Below are 15793 nucleotides of genomic sequence, written 5' to 3' on the forward strand. Positions count from 1 at the left end.
CACTAGAATAGCTGGCGTGCCCGTCCTCACCGACGCCGAACTGACCGTCCTCGGCCTGCTCGTCGAGCAACCCCGGCACGGCTACGAACTGGAGCGGGTGATCGAGGAACGCGGCATCCGCGCCTGGACCGCACTCGGCTTCTCCTCGATCTATTACGTCCTCGACAAGCTGGCCAAGCGCGGCCTGATCGAAGCCGCCGACGGCCCCCGCTCCGGGAAGTCGCGCGCGACCTTCCAGGCCACGCCGTCCGGCGGCCAACTCTGCGCGGACGCCACCCGCGAAGCGCTCGCTGCCCGCACGCCGATCCACGCGCGCGTCCTCATCGCCATGGCCAACAGCCCCGGCCTGCCGGACGCAGAAGTGCATTCCGGACTGACCGCGCGACTCGCCGCGGTACGCGAACAACTCGCCGAAGTCCGGGCGACGCGCGCCCGCCAAGAGCCCCTGCCCGACGCCGCGGCAGCGATCTTCGATTACAGCGAAGCGATGCTCACGGCCGATCTCACCTGGACCGAGAGCGTCCTCACCGAGGAGACCGCGATGGAGAAGTACGACGTCAAGAAGGCCCACCGCGCGCTGTATGCGCCGCCGTCGAAAGACTTCACCGTCGTGGACGTCCCCGCGCTTCAGTACCTCGCCGTCGACGGCCACGGCGACCCGAACACCGCGCCGGAGTACACGAACGCCGTCGAAGCGCTGTACGGAATCGCATACTCGGTGAAGTTCGCCAGCAAGAAAGCCCTCGGCCGGGACTTCGTCGTCGGACCGCTCGAAGGGCTGTGGCGCGCGGACGACCCCACAGTCTTCCTGACGCGGGAAAAAGCGAAGTGGGGCTGGACGATGATGATCAATCAGCCGGACTGGGTCACCGAGGAGATGGTCCGGGAAGCAGCCGAAAGCGTCGCGAAGAAGAAGGACAACCCCGCGCTCGCCCGAGTTCGGCTACGCACACTGACCGAAGACACGAGCGTCCAGATCCTGCACCTCGGCTCGTACGACGACGAAACGCCCACACTGCACCGGCTCCACCAGGAATACCTGCCCGAGCACGGCCTGACCTTCAACGGCGACCATCACGAGATCTACCTGAGCGACCCGCGCCGCACGGCACCCGACAAGCTGAAGACCGTGCTACGGCAGCCGGTCAAGCCTCTTCGAACACGATCCGCTCTGGCGGAGTCCTGAGCTTCAGCGTCTGCTGCCGGACGGACAGGAGCGTGGGGAGTTCTGTCGCGTGCCCGTCCGGGATGGTGAAAAGCCGATCGTCCCGGGTGTCGACGCAATCCGCGAACCCGGCGTGCGAGACGCCGCCGGTTTCGTCCAGGCTCAGCTAATCGACCAACCGGCGGAACAGTTTCGGCAACAGCACCACATCGTCGCGCAGTTGGGTGCGACTGGTCCGCGCCGCGACCGCCGCGTCGGCCATGGTCTGCCGGAGATCCGGGTAAAGCTTGGAGTAGCACGCCGGATACGCCAGCCCGGTTTCGAGGAGACGGAAATTCGCCGACGCCTTCAACGCTTTCGGATCAACGTGCATGGAGCCGCCGTCCGCAGACCGCACGCTGCCCGGGAAACGCGAACGCGGCCGTACTTGTCGGCGAACCGGGTCCGGACGTGTCCGCTCGTCTCCCCTGGCGTGCTGGCCGAAACGCGCCCGCCTTCGTCGCGCTCGACCTTCGTGAAACCGAGGTACCGCAACAGTTCCGCACCGGCGGCGTCCGCCAGTTCCGTGGGCTGGCTCCGCAGCTCAGCCCCGGCGATCCTCGGCCGGCAATGCGGAATTGGTCCGCGCCTTGAGGTTAGCCGCGTCGGCCCGGTCGGGAGAGAACCGCATCAATGTCAACGGCACGAGAATGACGGTTGTCACCACTTGTCACGCACCGGATTCCTCCGTGCGCGCGGTGTTACTGGCAGGCTTCGCAGTCCGGGTCGTCGATCCGGCAGGCGGCACCGTCGACGAGCGGGAAATCGAAGTCGTCCAGAACGGGAACGACCGAGGCGGACTCTTCTGGCGCAGTGGGAGCAGGCATATCCGTTGTAGCGCCCAAGATCGCCGAACATTCCGTGACGCCCGCCACAGCTCAGGCGACCCAGTCCGGAAGAATCCTGTCCCCGTCCGCCCTCGCGCAAGCCGGCACCACACCCGTCCGGTACACCCTCGTGCTCCCCGGCGCACACGCGATCGCCACCATGCCGCTCCGCGCGTCCGCCCGCACCTGCCGCTCCGCGTCGGCAGGCAGCACCACAGTCTCTCCCTCCCGCACGACCTCAACGACACCGCCCACGGTGATCTCCGCCGCGCCGCCGAGAATCGTCCACACCTGCTCGGTATCGAACGCATGCACCGGCCCGACCGCACCGGGCACCATTTCGACTCTCCATACCGCCTGCCGGCTGCCGCCCTGCGTCGGCGAAGCCAACGTCGTCATCACCGCGTTGGGCGTCTCCGTCCGACGGCCGTCCCGGATCACTGCCACGCCGCTCTCCCCGTTAAGGTAGACAATTAGGTTGTCCATATAGTCAATGAGGTTGTCTACCTATGTCAAGCGATCCACCGGGATACGAGCTGCCGCTGCGCCTGCTGTTCGCCTTCCGCGGCCTGATCGACGACCTGCACGCCGAGTTGGCGAAGCAAGGCCACCCCGGCCTGCGCCCGATGCACGGCTTCGTCTTCCAGGCAATCGGCCCGTCCGGCACCACCGCCGTGGAACTGGGCCGCACGCTCGGGGTCACCAAGCAGGCCGCGGGCAAGACGATCGACACCCTGGAACGGCTCGGCTACCTCCACCGGGAACGCGACCCAGAAGACGGCCGCCGCCTGCTGGTGCGGCTGACCGACCGGGGTCTCGATTGCCTGGCCAAGTCCGCGCAGATCTTCGACCGGTTGCGGGCGGAGTGGGCTGAGACCTTGGGCACCGGGCGGCTTCGGGCGATGGAGGAGGATCTGCGGAAGGTCGTTTCGCCGGATTCCGCACGGCTGGATCTGCCGGGGTGGTTCTCCGGCCACTGAGCACGCGTACCAGCTTCTCCAGAGCCGAACCGAAGATGCCGTGCTCAGCGAGGACACCCTGGCCCGGCGGCGCTCCGAGCCCGAGACTGGTCAGCCGCCGCTGGATCGGCGGATTCACCCGCTCCGCGACCGGCCGACGGTCACCGCTGGCCCGGCACACCGCGATCCGATCACGCTCCTCGTCCAGTATGGCTTGGAAGCCTTCGTCGCCGGGCGCGAGCTGCTGCCCGATCCGCCGCCGGATGCGGTTCACCGCGCCCGGACAGGAAATCGCCTCCCAGCCGTGCGTCGCCGGAAGGCTGGCACGCAACGCCGCGGCCCGCTACCGCTCGGCAGCGTCCGGGCCGACCACCATGGACAGCTCGCGCATCACGTTGACCGGGGTCGCCTGGGCAATGCAGGAGATTGAGGATGACGTTCTCCCCAAGGCACCCGGCTCAGCGGTGTCCAGCCGGGTCACGCCCTTGTCATTGCGCTGCACGAGATCCACAATGGAATCGAACGCTTCACTGGCCACTCCGTCCGGCGTGATCAGCGCGAACGTCCGCCCATCCGGCACTGGCGAAGGCTCATCGGCGGAACCGTCGCCCCGCGCAACGTCAGAGCGTCAACCGACACCGGCCGGTACGGCAGCGTCTCCAACCGCGCCACCATGGTCTCCACCGGTGCCTCCACGTCCGTCCCGAAGAAAAACGCCCACTCGTGCTCCGGCGACCCGAAGTACACCGGTGCCGGGAAGACCTCCTCGAACCGGCGCCAGCACTTCACCAACGTCGAGTTCCGCCACAACGTCGGGCACCCGCCCTGATACGCCACCACCCCGCCAGGTGTCAGCAACGACCGGCACCGCGCCAAAAATTCCGTACCGTACAACCGATTGTGCTGAGCATCGGTGCCATCCTGCTCATCCGGCAGATCCACCAACACCACGTCGTACTTCTCCGCGCAGGTGTGGACGTACTCCCACCCGTCAACGTAACGCACCCGAACCGGCCCCTCGCCCCGCTCCGCCCGAGCCAGCTCGTCCGACGTGTACCCGTACGGCAGATGCTCCGCACAAAGCCGAACCGCCTCGGCGTCGATGTCCACGTGATCGACCGAGGCCCCCGCCTCGGCGGCGATCTGGCACACCACGCCTTCACTGGACCCGACCACCAACACGCGGTCCACAGTGGACGCCAACAGCAACGCCGGAACCAGCAACGCCTCGTGGTACACCAGCTGGCTGAACTCGGTGCTCTGCCGCTCGCCGTCGCAGAACAGCGAAATCCCCTGCGCTGTTTTGCCGATCACCAGGTGCTGGCAGGCAGTCCGCGTGTCGACCAGCACGTCCGAGACGTGCCACTGCCGGGTCAGTCCCGCGCCGACCGGTTCCTCGATGTTCAACTGTCTTCCTGTCCTCTGTGGATAGTGGTGACCCGCGAAACGCTCGCGCCGAGCAAGTCCCGCAACAACTGAACCGCCAGCTCCGGATCCGCCTTGCGCCCGCATGTGAACACATCCACGAACGCCGATCCGCGCTCCGGATACGTGTGAATCGAAGCGTGCGACTCCGCCAGCAACGCCATCGCCGTCACCCCGTGCGGTTCGAATTGCTTGCAGGTCAGCTCGCACACCGCCGCGCCGGCCTTGTCCAGTACCCGCTCCAAGCTCTCGCACAGAAACACCGGGTCGTCGAGCAACTCCGCGGACACCCCGGAAAACTCGGCCAGCACATGCCGTCCGGCGAATTCCCCGACCCCGCCGGGCTCCCCGCCGGTGAAGTACGACCGCAACGGCGGAAACCCGTTGAACGACACCGAAGAATAACTTTGCGTGTACGCTCCAGCGTCCGGGATGTCGACGTAATCCCCCGCCCGCAACGCCAACGGCAACCGATACGGCGTGCGCTGGTAAAGCACGTCATCCCCGTCGCACGTCGGCCCCGCGACCACAACGGGCCCGTCCGGGCCGCCATCATGCGCAGTGACCAACCGGTACGCGATGGCCTCGTTTTCCGTCTCGGCCAGCCCGCCGTACCGGCCGATGTCGAGGTACACCCAACGCTTCTCATCCGCCGCGGACTTGCGCGACACCAGCACAACCTCGCTGCGAATCACCCCGGCCGACGCCACCACCGCCCGCCCCGGCTCGAACGACAACTCAGGCGTCACCGCGAAATGCCGCCCCACCGCCTCGCGAATAACCGCCGCGTACTCCGCCAGCGGCGGCGGCTCAGTCAGATAGCCGACCGGAAATCCGCCGCCAATATTCAACCCCCGCAAGCAGACCCCGCGCTCCGCCACCGCACGAGTCACCTCGCCGGCGGCAGCGACCCCGGCTTCCCACGCCCGCGGATCGACATGCTGCGACCCGACGTGGAACGCGACCCCCTCCGGATCCAGCCCCAGCTCCGCCGCCCGCACCACCAGGTCGACCGCCATCTCGACGTCGCACCCGAACTTGCGCCCGAACGGTGTCCGCGATCCAGGACTGTCGACCAGAATCCGGCACGAGACAGTCGCCCCCGGCGCGAACTCCGCGATCTTCTCCAGCTCCGCCAGGCTGTCAAAGGTAAACCGCCGCACCCCCACGCGGTGCGCGAACTCGATGTCCCGCGCCTTCTTCACCGTGTTGCCATAGGACAGCAACTCGGGCCGCACCCCCTGCGCGAGACACAGTTCGATCTCCTCGCGCCCCGCGACATCGAACCCGGCTCCCGCTTGCCGAAGAACCCGCACGACCTCCGGCGCCGGATTAGCCTTGACCGCGTAGTACATCCGCGCTTCCGGCAGCACCTGGCGAAGCCGCTCGCAGTTCCCGCGCACCACGTCAAGGTCCACGACCAGACACGGCGTCGGCGGCTGCCGTTCCTCCAGGAACGCCCGGCAACGCTCCAGCACCCGCGAGAACCCTTCAGTCACAACGCCCGAGTATAGGTGCCGTCTTCACCGCAGCAGCTCCGCGAGCCTCCGCTGCGCGAACCCTACGAACGGTACACAGTCCATTACTTGACAGTCCGCGGCTCCGATCTTCCCCCGCCGCACTCCGCCCGTCTCCCCGAATTCCGCCCCGACCTGAGGAAAGAAGCGCCCGTTGTCGTCCCCGACGTCGTCGGTCCGGACCCACACCCGCTCCCCGTCCACCAGGTACGGAAACCGACGAACCTTCCGCCGATGATGCGGGACCAGCGATTCGGCGTAGTGCAGGAACGAGTTCCGGTCGTGCCCGACGCCGAGCAGCAGGATCTGGGCCCGCTCCCGATACAGCCACTCGAACGGCGACCCCCGCCCCACCGCATACGCCAGCGGCTGCCGAAGAGCCGCCTCCGCCGCCCGCGCCCCCACTGCGGCTACCGACGCCTGCGGATGCCGGCTGCGACAACTCCCGTCCCATCCCAGCACCGCGTTGGGAATCGCCCCCATCGGCGTCGCCAGTCCCGCGTGAAACAACGGCACCCGCGTCCGGGCCTCATCCACCTCGGCGTTACCGGCATGCTCCGGAAACGGATCCGCCACCTGCGGCGTAAACGCAGGCACCACCACCGTCCCCGCCGCCTGCACCAGCCCCCGAACCACAGCCTCCGCCCCGCCGTCCACCTCCCCGAACGCGGACAACGACGAATGCACGATCACCGCACCGCCGCTGACCCCCAGCTCCCGAACCCCCGCACACACCGCATCCGCGTCGACCACAACCACCATTCTCCCCTGCCCCACCAATCGGCTACGAGGGAGTCGCCTCGACCTCACCAAGCAACAGGCAACTTCCGAACCCCGTAAATATTCTGCACCTCAGGCCGCAACGAAACCTCCCCCACGACCCGCAACCCCGGAAACCGCCGCACCAGGGCAGGCAACGCCACAGTCATCTCCACCCGAGCCAACTGCTGCCCCAGACACTGATGAACCCCGTGCCCGAACCCGACATGCCCCACCGCGACCCGCCGCACATCCAGCTCGTCCGGCCGCTCGAACTTCAGCGGATCCCGGTTGGCCGCCTGCACCGACAGCACCACCGTCTCCCCGGCCCGGATAACCTGCCCGCCGACCTCGACATCCTCCAGCGCGGCCCGCACCCCGGTATGCGCGATGGACAGATACCGCATCAGCTCCTCAACCGCTCCGCCAGCAGCCTCCGGCTCATCCCGCACCACCGCCCACTGCGACGGATTACGCAGCAGCGCATACGTCCCCAACGCCAGCATGTTCGCCGTAGTGTCCAGCCCAGCCGCCAGCAGGAACGTCCCCAGCCCAGCCAGTTCCTCGTCAGTCAGGTCACTGCCGGCCAGGTCGCTGAACAGATCGTCGGTGGGCGTGGCCCGCTTGGCCGGCACCAGCGAAGCCACATACTCCTGCAACTGGCCATAAGCAGTCATCCGCTCCTCTTCGGACAGATCGACATCGCTGATCGCCGCGGCATGCCCCAGAAAAGCGGCCCGATCCGAATAAGGCACCCCGAGCAATTCGCAGATCATCACCGCGGGCACCGGATGTGCGTAAGCCTCCAGCAGATCGACCCCCGGCCCGGCCTTTTCCATCGCGTCCAGACACTCGCCGGAGACCTCGGCCACCCGGTCACTGAGCAACCGCATCCGCCGCACCGTGAACTTCCCGGTCAGCAGCTTCCGGAACCGCGTGTGCTCCGGCGCGTCGAGCCCCGTCAAGTCCCCCACCGGAGCCGGCGGCAGTTCCGGGAACTGCTCCATCCCGGGAAACGGGTAGTGCCACAATTCGTAGCGGTTGCTGAACCGCTGGTCCCCCAGTATCGCCCGGACCTCCGCGTGTCCGGTGGCCAGCCAGCCGACGTGCCCGTCCGGGAACGCCATCCGCGTCAGCGGAGCCCGGTCCCGCACCGCGGTCAGCGACGGCGGAGGATCGAACGGGCATCCCCGCGCCCGCCCCTGCGGAACCCCCTGCACGATCTCTTCGCCAGTCATCCCCCATGCCCCTTTCAGTGTGCGTATTCGCGATTGAAAAGCTTCTTGGACCAGAGATAGCCGCCGACGCCCAGCACGGCGCACCAGCCGAGCGCGAACCACAGGTGGTTGCCCAGCGGCCTGTCGAGCAGCAGCGCCCGCAGGGTCTCGATGATCGGCGTGAACGGCTGGTACTCGGCGAACCACCGCAACGCGCCCGGCATCGAGTCGGCCGGCACGAACCCGCTGCCGAGGAAAGGCAGGAGCAGCAACGGCATCGGCGTGTTGCTGGCCGATTCGACGCTCTTGCTCACCTGTCCGAGCGCGACGCACAGCCACACCAGCGCAAGTGCCACCACGACAAGGAATCCGACCGCGGCGAACCACGAACCGACCCCGGCGGCGGGCCGGAAACCCACCAGCAGCGCGACCCCGGTGACCACCACGAGCCCGAACAACGCTTGCAGCACACTGCCGAGCACATGCCCGGTCAGCACCGAAACCCGTGCGATGTGCATGGTCCGGAACCGGGCGATGACGCCCTCGGTCAGGTCCATCGCCACCGAAATCGCCGTTCCCTGCACGGTGGCGGTGATGGTCATCAGCAGGATCGTCGGCGCGACGAAGTTGGCGTACTCGGCTCTGCCGCCGCCGGCCCCGCCCAGCCCGGCGCCTAATGTGCCGCCGAAAACGTAGACGAACAGCAGCAGGAACACGACCGGCATCCCGACCAGCATGATCGTCAGGGACGGATACCGGAGCATGTGCTTGAGGTTCCGGCGCAGCATGGTCAGCGAATCGCGCACCGGGTGGAACCGCAGATCCGGTCCGGCGAGAGCGGGAGCAGTCATCGGGAAATCACCTTTTCGTCCGCGGGGTTGCCGGTCAGGGCAAGGAAGACGTCGTCGAGATCGGGGGTGTGCACGGACAGTTCGCCGACCTTCACCGACAGCGCGTCGAGCCGGTCGATCACCGCCTTGAGCGACTGGAGGCTGCCGTCGCTGGGCACGCGCAGCACCAGCGCGTCGTTCTGCCGCGACGCCTCGCTCAGCCCGTCCTGGGCGCGTCCAAGGTCGGCCTCTTCTTCGAAACGCAACTGGACGTGGCCGCCGGGGATCTGGCGCTTCAGCTCTTCCGCGGTGCCCTCGGCGACGATCCGCCCGTGGTCGAGCACCGCGATCCGGTCGGCCAGTTCGTCGGCCTCTTCGAGGTATTGCGTGGTAAGGAAAATCGTGACCCCGCCGGCCACCAGTTCGCGCACGATCTCCCACATCGCCCGGCGGCTGCGCGGGTCGAGGCCGGTGGTCGGCTCGTCGAGGAAGATCACCTGCGGGCTGCCGACGAGCGTCAGCGCCAGGTCGAGCCGGCGCCGCATGCCGCCGGAGTACGTCGACACCGGCTTCTTGGCCGCTTCGACGAGATCGAACTGTGCTAGCAGTTCAGCGGTGCGCTGCCGCCGAGCGGTCCGGTCGAGGTGGTGCAGATCCGCCATCAGCAGCAGGTTTTCCTCGCCGGTCAGCAGATTGTCTACGGCGGAGAACTGTCCGGTGACCCCGATCGAGGCGCGCACCCCGTCGGCTTCCGCGGCGAGGTCGTACCCGGCGACCTGTGCCGCACCGGCGTCGGCATTGATCAAAGTGGACAGGATCTTCACCGTGGTGGTCTTGCCCGCGCCGTTCGCGCCGAGCAGCGAGAAGACCGTGCCGCGGGCGACTGTGATGTCGATGCCGTCGAGCACGACGTGGCCGCCGAAGGATTTGCGGAGTCCGGTCGCGGTGATCGCCGGCCGGGAATGGTTGCTGGACATCGGTTTCTCCCCAAGCTGTGGTCAGGAGCGGTGGATGACGATTTCGCCGAACGCCGTGTGCCCGCGGACCTCGACGGTTTCCGTGGACTCGCCCGCGCCGGCCGACGTCTCCAGCTGGTTGCGCACGTGGCCGAAGTTGGTCTTCACGTCGAGCCAGGCCGCGGTGCCCTCCGCGATGCCGATCCGCAGGTCGCCGATCGCACTTTCGAGCAGGACCGAACCGCGCACGACCTCGCCGAGCCGGATCGCCCCGTTGGACGTCTTCGCGTCGACCCCGGCCCCGGCGTGCTCGACCACGATGTCGCCGTTGGCCGCGCGCACCCGGACCTCGTCCCCGGCGGACTCGATCGTGGTGTCTCCGTTGGAGTTCTTGACGACCACGGTCCCGTCGACCGGCCCGAGCCGGACCTTCCCGGACGAGGTGGAGACCTCGGCGTCGCCCGCGACCCCCTCGACCGTCACGTGGCCGACCGAGGTGTCGACGCGCAGCGGGCCGGTGCGGTCGAGGCTGACGTTCCCGGCCGCGGTCTTGAACCGCGACTGCCCGAGCTGCCCGGTGCCCTGGAAGGCACCCGCCTGCACCTCGGCGGCGACCCGCGAGCCGGCGGGCAGTTCGACCGTCACGTCGACCGAGCGGGTCTTGCGGGAGAAGTCGAACGCCCGCATCTTCGGGCCGGTGATGTGCAGCGTGCCGTTGCTGTAGTCGACGCGGACCTGCTTCGCGGTCTTGACGTCGGACGAGTCCGTCTCGTCGGTCGGACGGACCTCGACGACGGTGTCGGAGCGGTCGCTCGCGGCGAACCGGACCTGGCCGACGCCGAGGTCGAGGGTGACGGAAATCGGGTCGGGCGTGTCGAATTTAGGCATGGTTGTCCCCACGTTTCGGAGAGGTGTGCCGTCCCCGCAGGTCAGGGACGGGTGAAGGAATCAGCGAAGAAGGGAGCTACCGGACCCAGCCGGTGAAGCTCTGCTTGGAGAACGCGCCGCCGGGCGGCTCGAACCGCTGTTCGCGTTCGGGTCGCTGCCGCAGCGCCGCGGTGGCCGCCCGGACGAGCCAGGCGTTGACCGAACGGCCCTCCTTGGCGGCGGCCTCCTCGACCGCGGCCTTGAGCTGTTCGGGCAGCCGCACGTTGATCCGCGCGGACGGGCCGTCCTCGGAAAACAGCGGTTCGGCCTCCGGAGCCGGTTCTGCCGCCGGAGCCGCGGCCGGAGCGGGTTCGGCGGGCGGCGCGGTCACGACGAAGTTCGGGTCGCGGCCGCGCAAGCGCAGTTCGACCGAGCCGGGCGCGAGGTCCCGGGTGATCTCGTCGACGGCACCGGACAGGGTGTCCAGGAGGGTCATCCGGATCGCCGATTCGAGCGATCCGGTCAGCCGCTCGACCAGCGCGCGTCCCTCTTCGCCGCCGGCCTCGGCCAGCGTCGCGAATTCCCGCCCGAGGTTGCTTACGTACGTGGTCAAGTCCATGGCACCACTATGGCACACACTTGGCACCATCACAAGCCACCTTGACCCAGATTGGCACCACTATGGCGCAGATACGGGTTAACCCCCAGCTCAGCGCATGGTGCCACCCGAGAAGTTCAGGTGCCGCGATGGCACACCGCCCGATCCCACAGCGGGGTGAGCCTCACGTCGAAGCCACCGCCGCCGCGATCCGCGACGCCCCGATGACGTCTTTCAGCAGCGCGGCATGCGACGGGTCCCGAGAGAGCACGACGTTGCCCCCGTTCGGGCGCGATGTGCGCGTACGTGAGGGGAACCCTCAGGGAATCTGATTCCGTCAGGGTTCCCTTCACGACCCTCCACCAGCTGCGAGGGGGGCTTCGCGTGCTTGCGTTCAGGGAGTCTTTTACGGACCACCGCCGCCTGTGCGGCTACTTGGCCGCCTTCGCGACCGGCAAGTCGATCCCGGCGCGGAAACGCGGGCACTCGTCCAGGGCGCCTTCGTGTCGGCACGTCATGAGGTGGTGCAAGTACGCCTGCGCGTCGAGCAGCCGCGTCACCTGCTCCTGGATCGCCTCGATCCGAGAGGCGACCGTGCTCCGCCAGTCGCCGGGCTGGCCGTGGGCCCCGAGCAGCGCCGCGATCTCGTCGAGGCTCAGGTGGCCGGTTTCGCGCCAGGTGCGGATCAGCGCGATCCGGTAGAGCTGGTCCCGGTCGTAGAACCGCCATCCGGAGCGGCGGTGCGGCTCGATCAGGCCGCAGTTCTCCCAGTAGTGCAGCGTCGACACCGGCACGTCGAAGCGCGCCGACACCTCGCCGATCGAGTACAGGTCCACACCCCATTGCACCGCATCTCGGCCACCATAAGCAAGGTTAGCCTAACTAAACATACCGCTGGCGTACCAGTCGACCTGGTCGCGGACGCCCGGCAGCGCGAAGAAGTAGCCGCCGCCGAACGGCTGGACGTAGTCCACCAGCGGTTCGCCGGCCAGCCGCTGCTGCACCGTCTCGAACTGCCGCCGCACGTCCTCCTGGTAGCAGACGAACACGTGCCCGGCCTGGAGTTCCCCGTTCGCGTCCACGCCGAGGTCGTAGTTGTAGGGGCGGCGGACCAGGCACTGGTCGCCGGTGGCGGGCGTGCGCGGGTTGGCCTTGCGGATGTGCGCGGTCAGCGGGATCACCGCGCCCTTCGGGTCGGCGGCGTAGTCCGGGTTGTCGGTATCGGCGTGGCCGTCGAGCGGGGCGCCCGAATCGCGGCGGCGGCCGAACATCTTCTCCTGTTCGTTGATCGACACCCGGTCCCAGAACTCGACCAGCATCCGGATCAGCCGCACCACCTGGTAGCTGCCGCCGCGCGCCCACGCGGGCTCGGCCGGATCATCGACCCACACCAGCCCGCCCGCCTCGCCGCCGACCGGATTCGCCGTGCCGTCCTTGAACCCCAGCAGGTTCCGTCCCGCGCCGGACGGTCGCGGCGGCGGGTTGTAACCGTGCATCTTCCACCGCAGCTGCATCGCGCCGCGGGTGTGCCGGGTGAGGTCGCGGAGCGCGTGGTGCACGGTGTCCGGGTTGTTGGCGCACAGCTGGATCAGCAGATCCCCGTGCATCCAGGCGGCTTCCGGCGCGTCGTCCGGGAAGATCTTCATCGGGGTCAGCTTTTTCGGTTTCCGCGCAGCGAGGCCGACGCGATCGAAGAGGCTCGCGCCGAACGAAACCGTGACAGTGAGGCCGACCGCCAGGAACGCGGTGAGCGCAAGCGCACCCGCGCCGATCGCCACCGCGCGTTCGACCTCGCCGCGCAATTGCGCGGAAAGCCCCATCGCGGTCCGCCGCATCCAAAACACCATGCCGGTGACGAGGAATACCGCGAGCACGCTCAACGAGCCGCCGACGATCTGCTGCGCCCGGGAAGAAAGGACATCGGTGGAAAAGGTGAGAATTGCGGCTAAACTGCCCGCCACGGTCACCGCGCCCAGCCACACCGGAACGGTGGAAACCGCTTCTGCCGCACTGTCTTGGGGTCGCCGGATCTTGCGCAGCGCGGCCAGCAGGATGCTCACCACGAGGCCTGCTTCCAGCCCTTCGCGCAAGCCGATCATCAGGTTCGGAACCGCGTCTGCCCACTGCACGCAGATTACGATAGGCAAACCTAAATTGCCGGTCGGGAGCGGACCGGGAACCGGTTCCTTTTCTCCCGGATAGCCCCTATTCGGGGCCGATGATCCGTTCGACCGCCTCGGTGATCAATTGCTCCCGTTCCGCTTCGGAGAAAACGTCCGGCAACGTCAGCTGTTCGACGATCAACCAGTTCAACGCGAGAATCAGCAGCTTGACCGCGGTGGCGTCGCCGGGAAGCCCGGACGCCACGTGGTAGGCGACGTTCCCCTCGACATCGGCCCGGACCCGCTCCGTCAGCACCCTCCGCAGCTCCGGCCGCCGAGTGGCCTCGAGCCTGAGCTCCAGCAACGCCAGATATCCGGTGCGAAACGCCGCGATCCGGCTGACCAGCTCGCGCATCAGCCGCGCATACGACTTCCGGTCCCCGAGCCCAGGCGGCAGCGAGTCGTCCTCCGGCTGCAGCCGCTCGTACACCCGAGCCCCGGCCTGCGTGAACAGCTCGTCGCGGTTGGCGAAGTAGTTCGACGCGGTACCCGCGGGCACGCCGGCCTCCCCGTCGACCGCCCGGAATGTCAGGCCGCGCGCACCCTCGCGCGCCAGAACCTCGATCGCCGCGTCGACGAGCGCAGCCCGCCGCTGGTCGTTCCTCCGCACCATTTGACACCACTCCAGTTGTAGTTGTATGGTTCAAACCACTTCATACATAGTACTACAAACGGAGTTACCAGATGCGAAAGCTCGTGTACTACATCGCAGTCACCCTCGACGGCCGCATCGCCGGCCCCGCGGGCGAGTTCGACTTCTTCCCGCAGGGCGACGCCCAGCAGACCGCCGCCTATATGGGATTCATGAGCACGCTGTACCCGGAAACCGTCCCGACCGCCTTCCGCGCCGTCGCCGGTGTCGAGGACGCCCCGAACCGCCGGTTCGACACCGTCCTGATGGGCCGCGCGACCCATCAACTCGATCCGAGCATCCCCAGTCCCTATGCGCACCTGCGCCAGTACGTCGTGTCGAGCACCCTGAAACCGGACCTCGACCCGGCGGTGACCGTCGTCCCCGGCGATCCGGTCGGCCTGGTGAGAGAGCTGAAGAAGGAGGAAACCGGAAAGGACGTCTGGCTGTGCGGCGGCGGCACACTGGCCGGGGCGCTGCTGCCGGAGATCGACGAGATCGTGCTGAAGAGCTATCCGGTGGTGGCCGGTGCGGGCATCCCGATGGTGGACGGCGGGTTCGACCCGACGGTGTTTTCGGTGGCGGAACGGACGGCATTTCCGAACGGGGTCACGGCGACCCGGCTTGTGCGAAACTAGGCGGACTGGCGGTGGCCGCGGCTTTCCGGGGCGGATCGGCCAGGCCGGCCCGCGCTCGGCCGACACAGCGGCCAGGTCCAGCTGCCACACATCTCCGCCTCGGCGGACACAGCGACCACACCCAACTGCCCCGCATCTCCACCTCGACCGACACGGCGGCCCAGGTCCAGCTGCCGCACATCTCCGCCTCGACCGACACGGCGGCCCAGGCCCAGCTGCCGCACATCTCCGCCTCGACCGACACAGCGACCACACCCAACTGCCCCGCATCGCCACCTCTGCCTGGACCGAGCCGCGCCCGGAGGGTCAATCGCCGCATCGAGTGCCTGGCGTGCATCTGATGCGGCGTCGAGGAAGCGGTTTTCCGTTGCCTCGCGGCGATCCGTCAGGTGAACTGATCCGGGTCCGGCCCGGTGCGCAGGCCGCGGTCGGCGGCGGCGATGGCGGCGAGGTCGCTGTCGGCGAGTTCGAAGTCGAAGACGTCGAGGTTCTGCCGGATCCGGGCGGGAGTCACGGACTTCGGGATCACGATGTTGCCCAGCTGCAGGTGCCAGCGCAGCACCACCTGCGCGGCGGATTTCCCGGTGCGCGCGGCGATTTCGGTGATCGCCGGGTCGGTCAGGACCGCGCCCTGGGCGAGCGGGCTCCACGCTTCGGTCGCGATGCCGTGCTCGGCGTGGAAAGCGCGCAGTTCGGCCTGCTGCAGACCGGGGTGCAGCTCGATCTGGTTGACCGCGGGCACGAGGCCGCTGTCGTCGAGCAGGCGGCGCAGGTGGGCGGGCTGGAAGTTGGACACGCCCGCGGCGCGGATGCGGCCGTTCTTGGCGAGGTGTTCCAGGGCGCGCCAGGTGTCGAGGTAGCGGTCGCGGGCGGGTGCCGGCCAGTGGATCAGGTACAGGTCGACGTAGTCGAGACCGAGTTTCGCGAGGCTGGCGTCGAAGGCGCGCAGGGTGGAGTCGTAGCCCTGGTCTTCGTTCCACAGCTTGGTGGTGACGAAGAGGTCGTCGCGCGAGATCCCGGACTCGGCGATGGCGCGGCCGACTCCTGCCTCGTTGCCGTAGATCGCGGCGGTGTCGATGCTGCGGTAGCCGGCCTCAAGCGCGCTGGCCACCGCGGCGGTGGTCTCGTCGTCCGGGACTTGGAAGACGCCGAAGCCGAGCTGCGGGATTTCGACGCCGTTGTTGAGGCGGATCTTCATGGGAG

19 protein-coding genes and 1 pseudogene are annotated in these 15793 nt (G+C 68.1%); 3 read left to right on the plus strand and 17 right to left on the minus strand.

Translation table 11 applies throughout. The annotated features are described in order from the left end of the window. Positions 1–16: 16 nt before the first annotated feature. Positions 17–1186, plus strand: coding sequence for a GyrI-like domain-containing protein (locus BM362_RS19620; RefSeq protein ID WP_093574109.1), 1170 nt, complete (start codon positions 17–19; stop codon positions 1184–1186). Positions 1187–1331: 145 nt separating this feature from the next. Here the strand turns inward: BM362_RS19620 and BM362_RS19625 are convergent, their stop codons facing one another. The 3 genes from BM362_RS19625 to BM362_RS19630 all read right to left on the minus strand — a co-directional run bounded on the left by BM362_RS19625 (position 1332) and on the right by BM362_RS19630 (position 2478). Next, positions 1332–1538, minus strand: a complete 207-nt coding sequence (locus tag BM362_RS19625) for a hypothetical protein (protein WP_067591453.1) — start codon at positions 1536–1538, stop codon at positions 1332–1334. A 367-nt stretch (positions 1539–1905) separates the two neighbouring features. Beyond that, a complete protein-coding gene (locus BM362_RS49970; protein WP_280142732.1) occupies positions 1906–2031 on the minus strand; it encodes a hypothetical protein in 126 nt (41 codons plus the stop codon). 51 nt (positions 2032–2082) lie between these two features. Then, complete coding sequence (locus BM362_RS19630; RefSeq protein WP_067591509.1) at positions 2083–2478, minus strand: cupin domain-containing protein; 396 nt, start codon at positions 2476–2478, stop codon at positions 2083–2085. Positions 2479–2540: 62 nt separating this feature from the next. Here BM362_RS19630 and BM362_RS19635 point away from each other — a divergent pair, with 62 nt between their 5' ends. Further along, positions 2541–3011 carry a MarR family winged helix-turn-helix transcriptional regulator gene (locus BM362_RS19635; protein WP_093574111.1) on the plus strand — a complete coding sequence of 157 codons (471 nt, stop codon included), beginning with the start codon at positions 2541–2543 and terminating at the stop codon, positions 3009–3011. 322 nt (positions 3012–3333) lie between these two features. On the opposite strand, the gene BM362_RS19640 is transcribed toward BM362_RS19635, so the two are convergent. From BM362_RS19640 to BM362_RS19695, 13 genes and pseudogenes are all read right to left on the minus strand, one after another. Next, the gene (locus tag BM362_RS19640) at positions 3334–3570 is read right to left on the minus strand and encodes a hypothetical protein (protein ID WP_093574112.1); all 237 of its coding nucleotides are present in this window, start codon (positions 3568–3570) and stop codon (positions 3334–3336) included. Continuing rightward, positions 3543–4397, minus strand: coding sequence for a spermidine synthase (locus tag BM362_RS19645; RefSeq protein WP_093574113.1), 855 nt, complete (start codon positions 4395–4397; stop codon positions 3543–3545). Before BM362_RS19645 ends, BM362_RS19640 begins: the two co-directional genes overlap by 28 nt. After that, positions 4394–4786 carry an adenosylmethionine decarboxylase gene (speD, locus tag BM362_RS49075; protein ID WP_232791945.1) on the minus strand — a complete coding sequence of 131 codons (393 nt, stop codon included), beginning with the start codon at positions 4784–4786 and terminating at the stop codon, positions 4394–4396. The genes BM362_RS19645 and speD overlap by 4 nt, the downstream gene beginning before the upstream one ends. A gap of 60 nt (positions 4787–4846) precedes the next feature. Then, positions 4847–5914, minus strand: a pseudogene (locus BM362_RS19650) (type III PLP-dependent enzyme); the annotation flags it as partial. A gap of 24 nt (positions 5915–5938) precedes the next feature. Beyond that, positions 5939–6694: an AAC(3) family N-acetyltransferase gene (locus BM362_RS19655; protein ID WP_067591467.1), complete on the minus strand. Its 756-nt coding sequence runs from the start codon at positions 6692–6694 to the stop codon at positions 5939–5941. A gap of 44 nt (positions 6695–6738) precedes the next feature. Beyond that, complete coding sequence (locus BM362_RS19660) at positions 6739–7929, minus strand: cytochrome P450 (protein ID WP_093574114.1); 1191 nt, start codon at positions 7927–7929, stop codon at positions 6739–6741. Between the two features lie 14 nt (positions 7930–7943). Further along, entirely contained in the window at positions 7944–8759 is an 816-nt protein-coding gene (locus tag BM362_RS19665) for an ABC transporter permease (protein ID WP_067591473.1), read from the minus strand. Next, complete coding sequence (locus BM362_RS19670) at positions 8756–9715, minus strand: ATP-binding cassette domain-containing protein (RefSeq protein WP_093574115.1); 960 nt, start codon at positions 9713–9715, stop codon at positions 8756–8758. Before BM362_RS19670 ends, BM362_RS19665 begins: the two co-directional genes overlap by 4 nt. Positions 9716–9736: 21 nt before the next feature. Next, positions 9737–10582 (minus strand): DUF4097 family beta strand repeat-containing protein, encoded by an 846-nt coding sequence (locus tag BM362_RS19675; protein WP_067591480.1) that lies wholly within the window; start codon positions 10580–10582, stop codon positions 9737–9739. A 76-nt stretch (positions 10583–10658) separates the two neighbouring features. Continuing rightward, entirely contained in the window at positions 10659–11180 is a 522-nt protein-coding gene (locus tag BM362_RS19680) for a YlcI/YnfO family protein (protein WP_067591483.1), read from the minus strand. A gap of 410 nt (positions 11181–11590) precedes the next feature. Next, positions 11591–12007, minus strand: a complete 417-nt coding sequence (locus BM362_RS19685; RefSeq protein ID WP_232791947.1) for a MerR family transcriptional regulator — start codon at positions 12005–12007, stop codon at positions 11591–11593. A gap of 30 nt (positions 12008–12037) precedes the next feature. Then, positions 12038–13288, minus strand: a complete 1251-nt coding sequence (locus BM362_RS19690) for a Dyp-type peroxidase (protein ID WP_143132455.1) — start codon at positions 13286–13288, stop codon at positions 12038–12040. 76 nt (positions 13289–13364) lie between these two features. Continuing rightward, complete coding sequence (locus BM362_RS19695) at positions 13365–13934, minus strand: TetR/AcrR family transcriptional regulator (RefSeq protein WP_067591515.1); 570 nt, start codon at positions 13932–13934, stop codon at positions 13365–13367. A 71-nt stretch (positions 13935–14005) separates the two neighbouring features. Between BM362_RS19695 and BM362_RS19700 the strand changes: the two genes are divergently transcribed. Next, complete coding sequence (locus tag BM362_RS19700; protein ID WP_093574116.1) at positions 14006–14590, plus strand: dihydrofolate reductase family protein; 585 nt, start codon at positions 14006–14008, stop codon at positions 14588–14590. A 385-nt stretch (positions 14591–14975) separates the two neighbouring features. Here BM362_RS19700 and BM362_RS19705 read toward each other — a convergent pair whose 3' ends face one another. After that, positions 14976–15788 carry an aldo/keto reductase gene (locus BM362_RS19705; protein WP_093574117.1) on the minus strand — a complete coding sequence of 271 codons (813 nt, stop codon included), beginning with the start codon at positions 15786–15788 and terminating at the stop codon, positions 14976–14978. Positions 15789–15793: the final 5 nt, after the last annotated feature.

Source organism: Amycolatopsis rubida (assembly GCF_900115345.1).
Classification (GTDB): domain Bacteria; phylum Actinomycetota; class Actinomycetes; order Mycobacteriales; family Pseudonocardiaceae; genus Amycolatopsis; species Amycolatopsis rubida.

What these genes read in the sequence shown, in the direction of transcription:
- BM362_RS19625 (WP_067591453.1), bottom strand. Translation starts at nt 1,538, where the DNA reads ATGCACGTTGATCCGAAAGCGTTGAAGGCGTCGGCGAATTTCCGTCTC.
- BM362_RS49970 (WP_280142732.1), bottom strand. Translation starts at nt 2,031, where the DNA reads ATGCCTGCTCCCACTGCGCCAGAAGAGTCCGCCTCGGTCGTTCCCGTT.
- BM362_RS19635 (WP_093574111.1), top strand. Translation starts at nt 2,541, where the DNA reads ATGTCAAGCGATCCACCGGGATACGAGCTGCCGCTGCGCCTGCTGTTC.
- BM362_RS19655 (WP_067591467.1), bottom strand. Translation starts at nt 6,694, where the DNA reads ATGGTGGTTGTGGTCGACGCGGATGCGGTGTGTGCGGGGGTTCGGGAG.
- BM362_RS19660 (WP_093574114.1), bottom strand. Translation starts at nt 7,929, where the DNA reads ATGACTGGCGAAGAGATCGTGCAGGGGGTTCCGCAGGGGCGGGCGCGG.
- BM362_RS19665 (WP_067591473.1), bottom strand. Translation starts at nt 8,759, where the DNA reads ATGACTGCTCCCGCTCTCGCCGGACCGGATCTGCGGTTCCACCCGGTG.
- BM362_RS19670 (WP_093574115.1), bottom strand. Translation starts at nt 9,715, where the DNA reads ATGTCCAGCAACCATTCCCGGCCGGCGATCACCGCGACCGGACTCCGC.
- BM362_RS19675 (WP_067591480.1), bottom strand. Translation starts at nt 10,582, where the DNA reads ATGCCTAAATTCGACACGCCCGACCCGATTTCCGTCACCCTCGACCTC.
- BM362_RS19680 (WP_067591483.1), bottom strand. Translation starts at nt 11,180, where the DNA reads ATGGACTTGACCACGTACGTAAGCAACCTCGGGCGGGAATTCGCGACG.
- BM362_RS19695 (WP_067591515.1), bottom strand. Translation starts at nt 13,934, where the DNA reads ATGGTGCGGAGGAACGACCAGCGGCGGGCTGCGCTCGTCGACGCGGCG.
- BM362_RS19700 (WP_093574116.1), top strand. Translation starts at nt 14,006, where the DNA reads ATGCGAAAGCTCGTGTACTACATCGCAGTCACCCTCGACGGCCGCATC.
- BM362_RS19705 (WP_093574117.1), bottom strand. Translation starts at nt 15,788, where the DNA reads ATGAAGATCCGCCTCAACAACGGCGTCGAAATCCCGCAGCTCGGCTTC.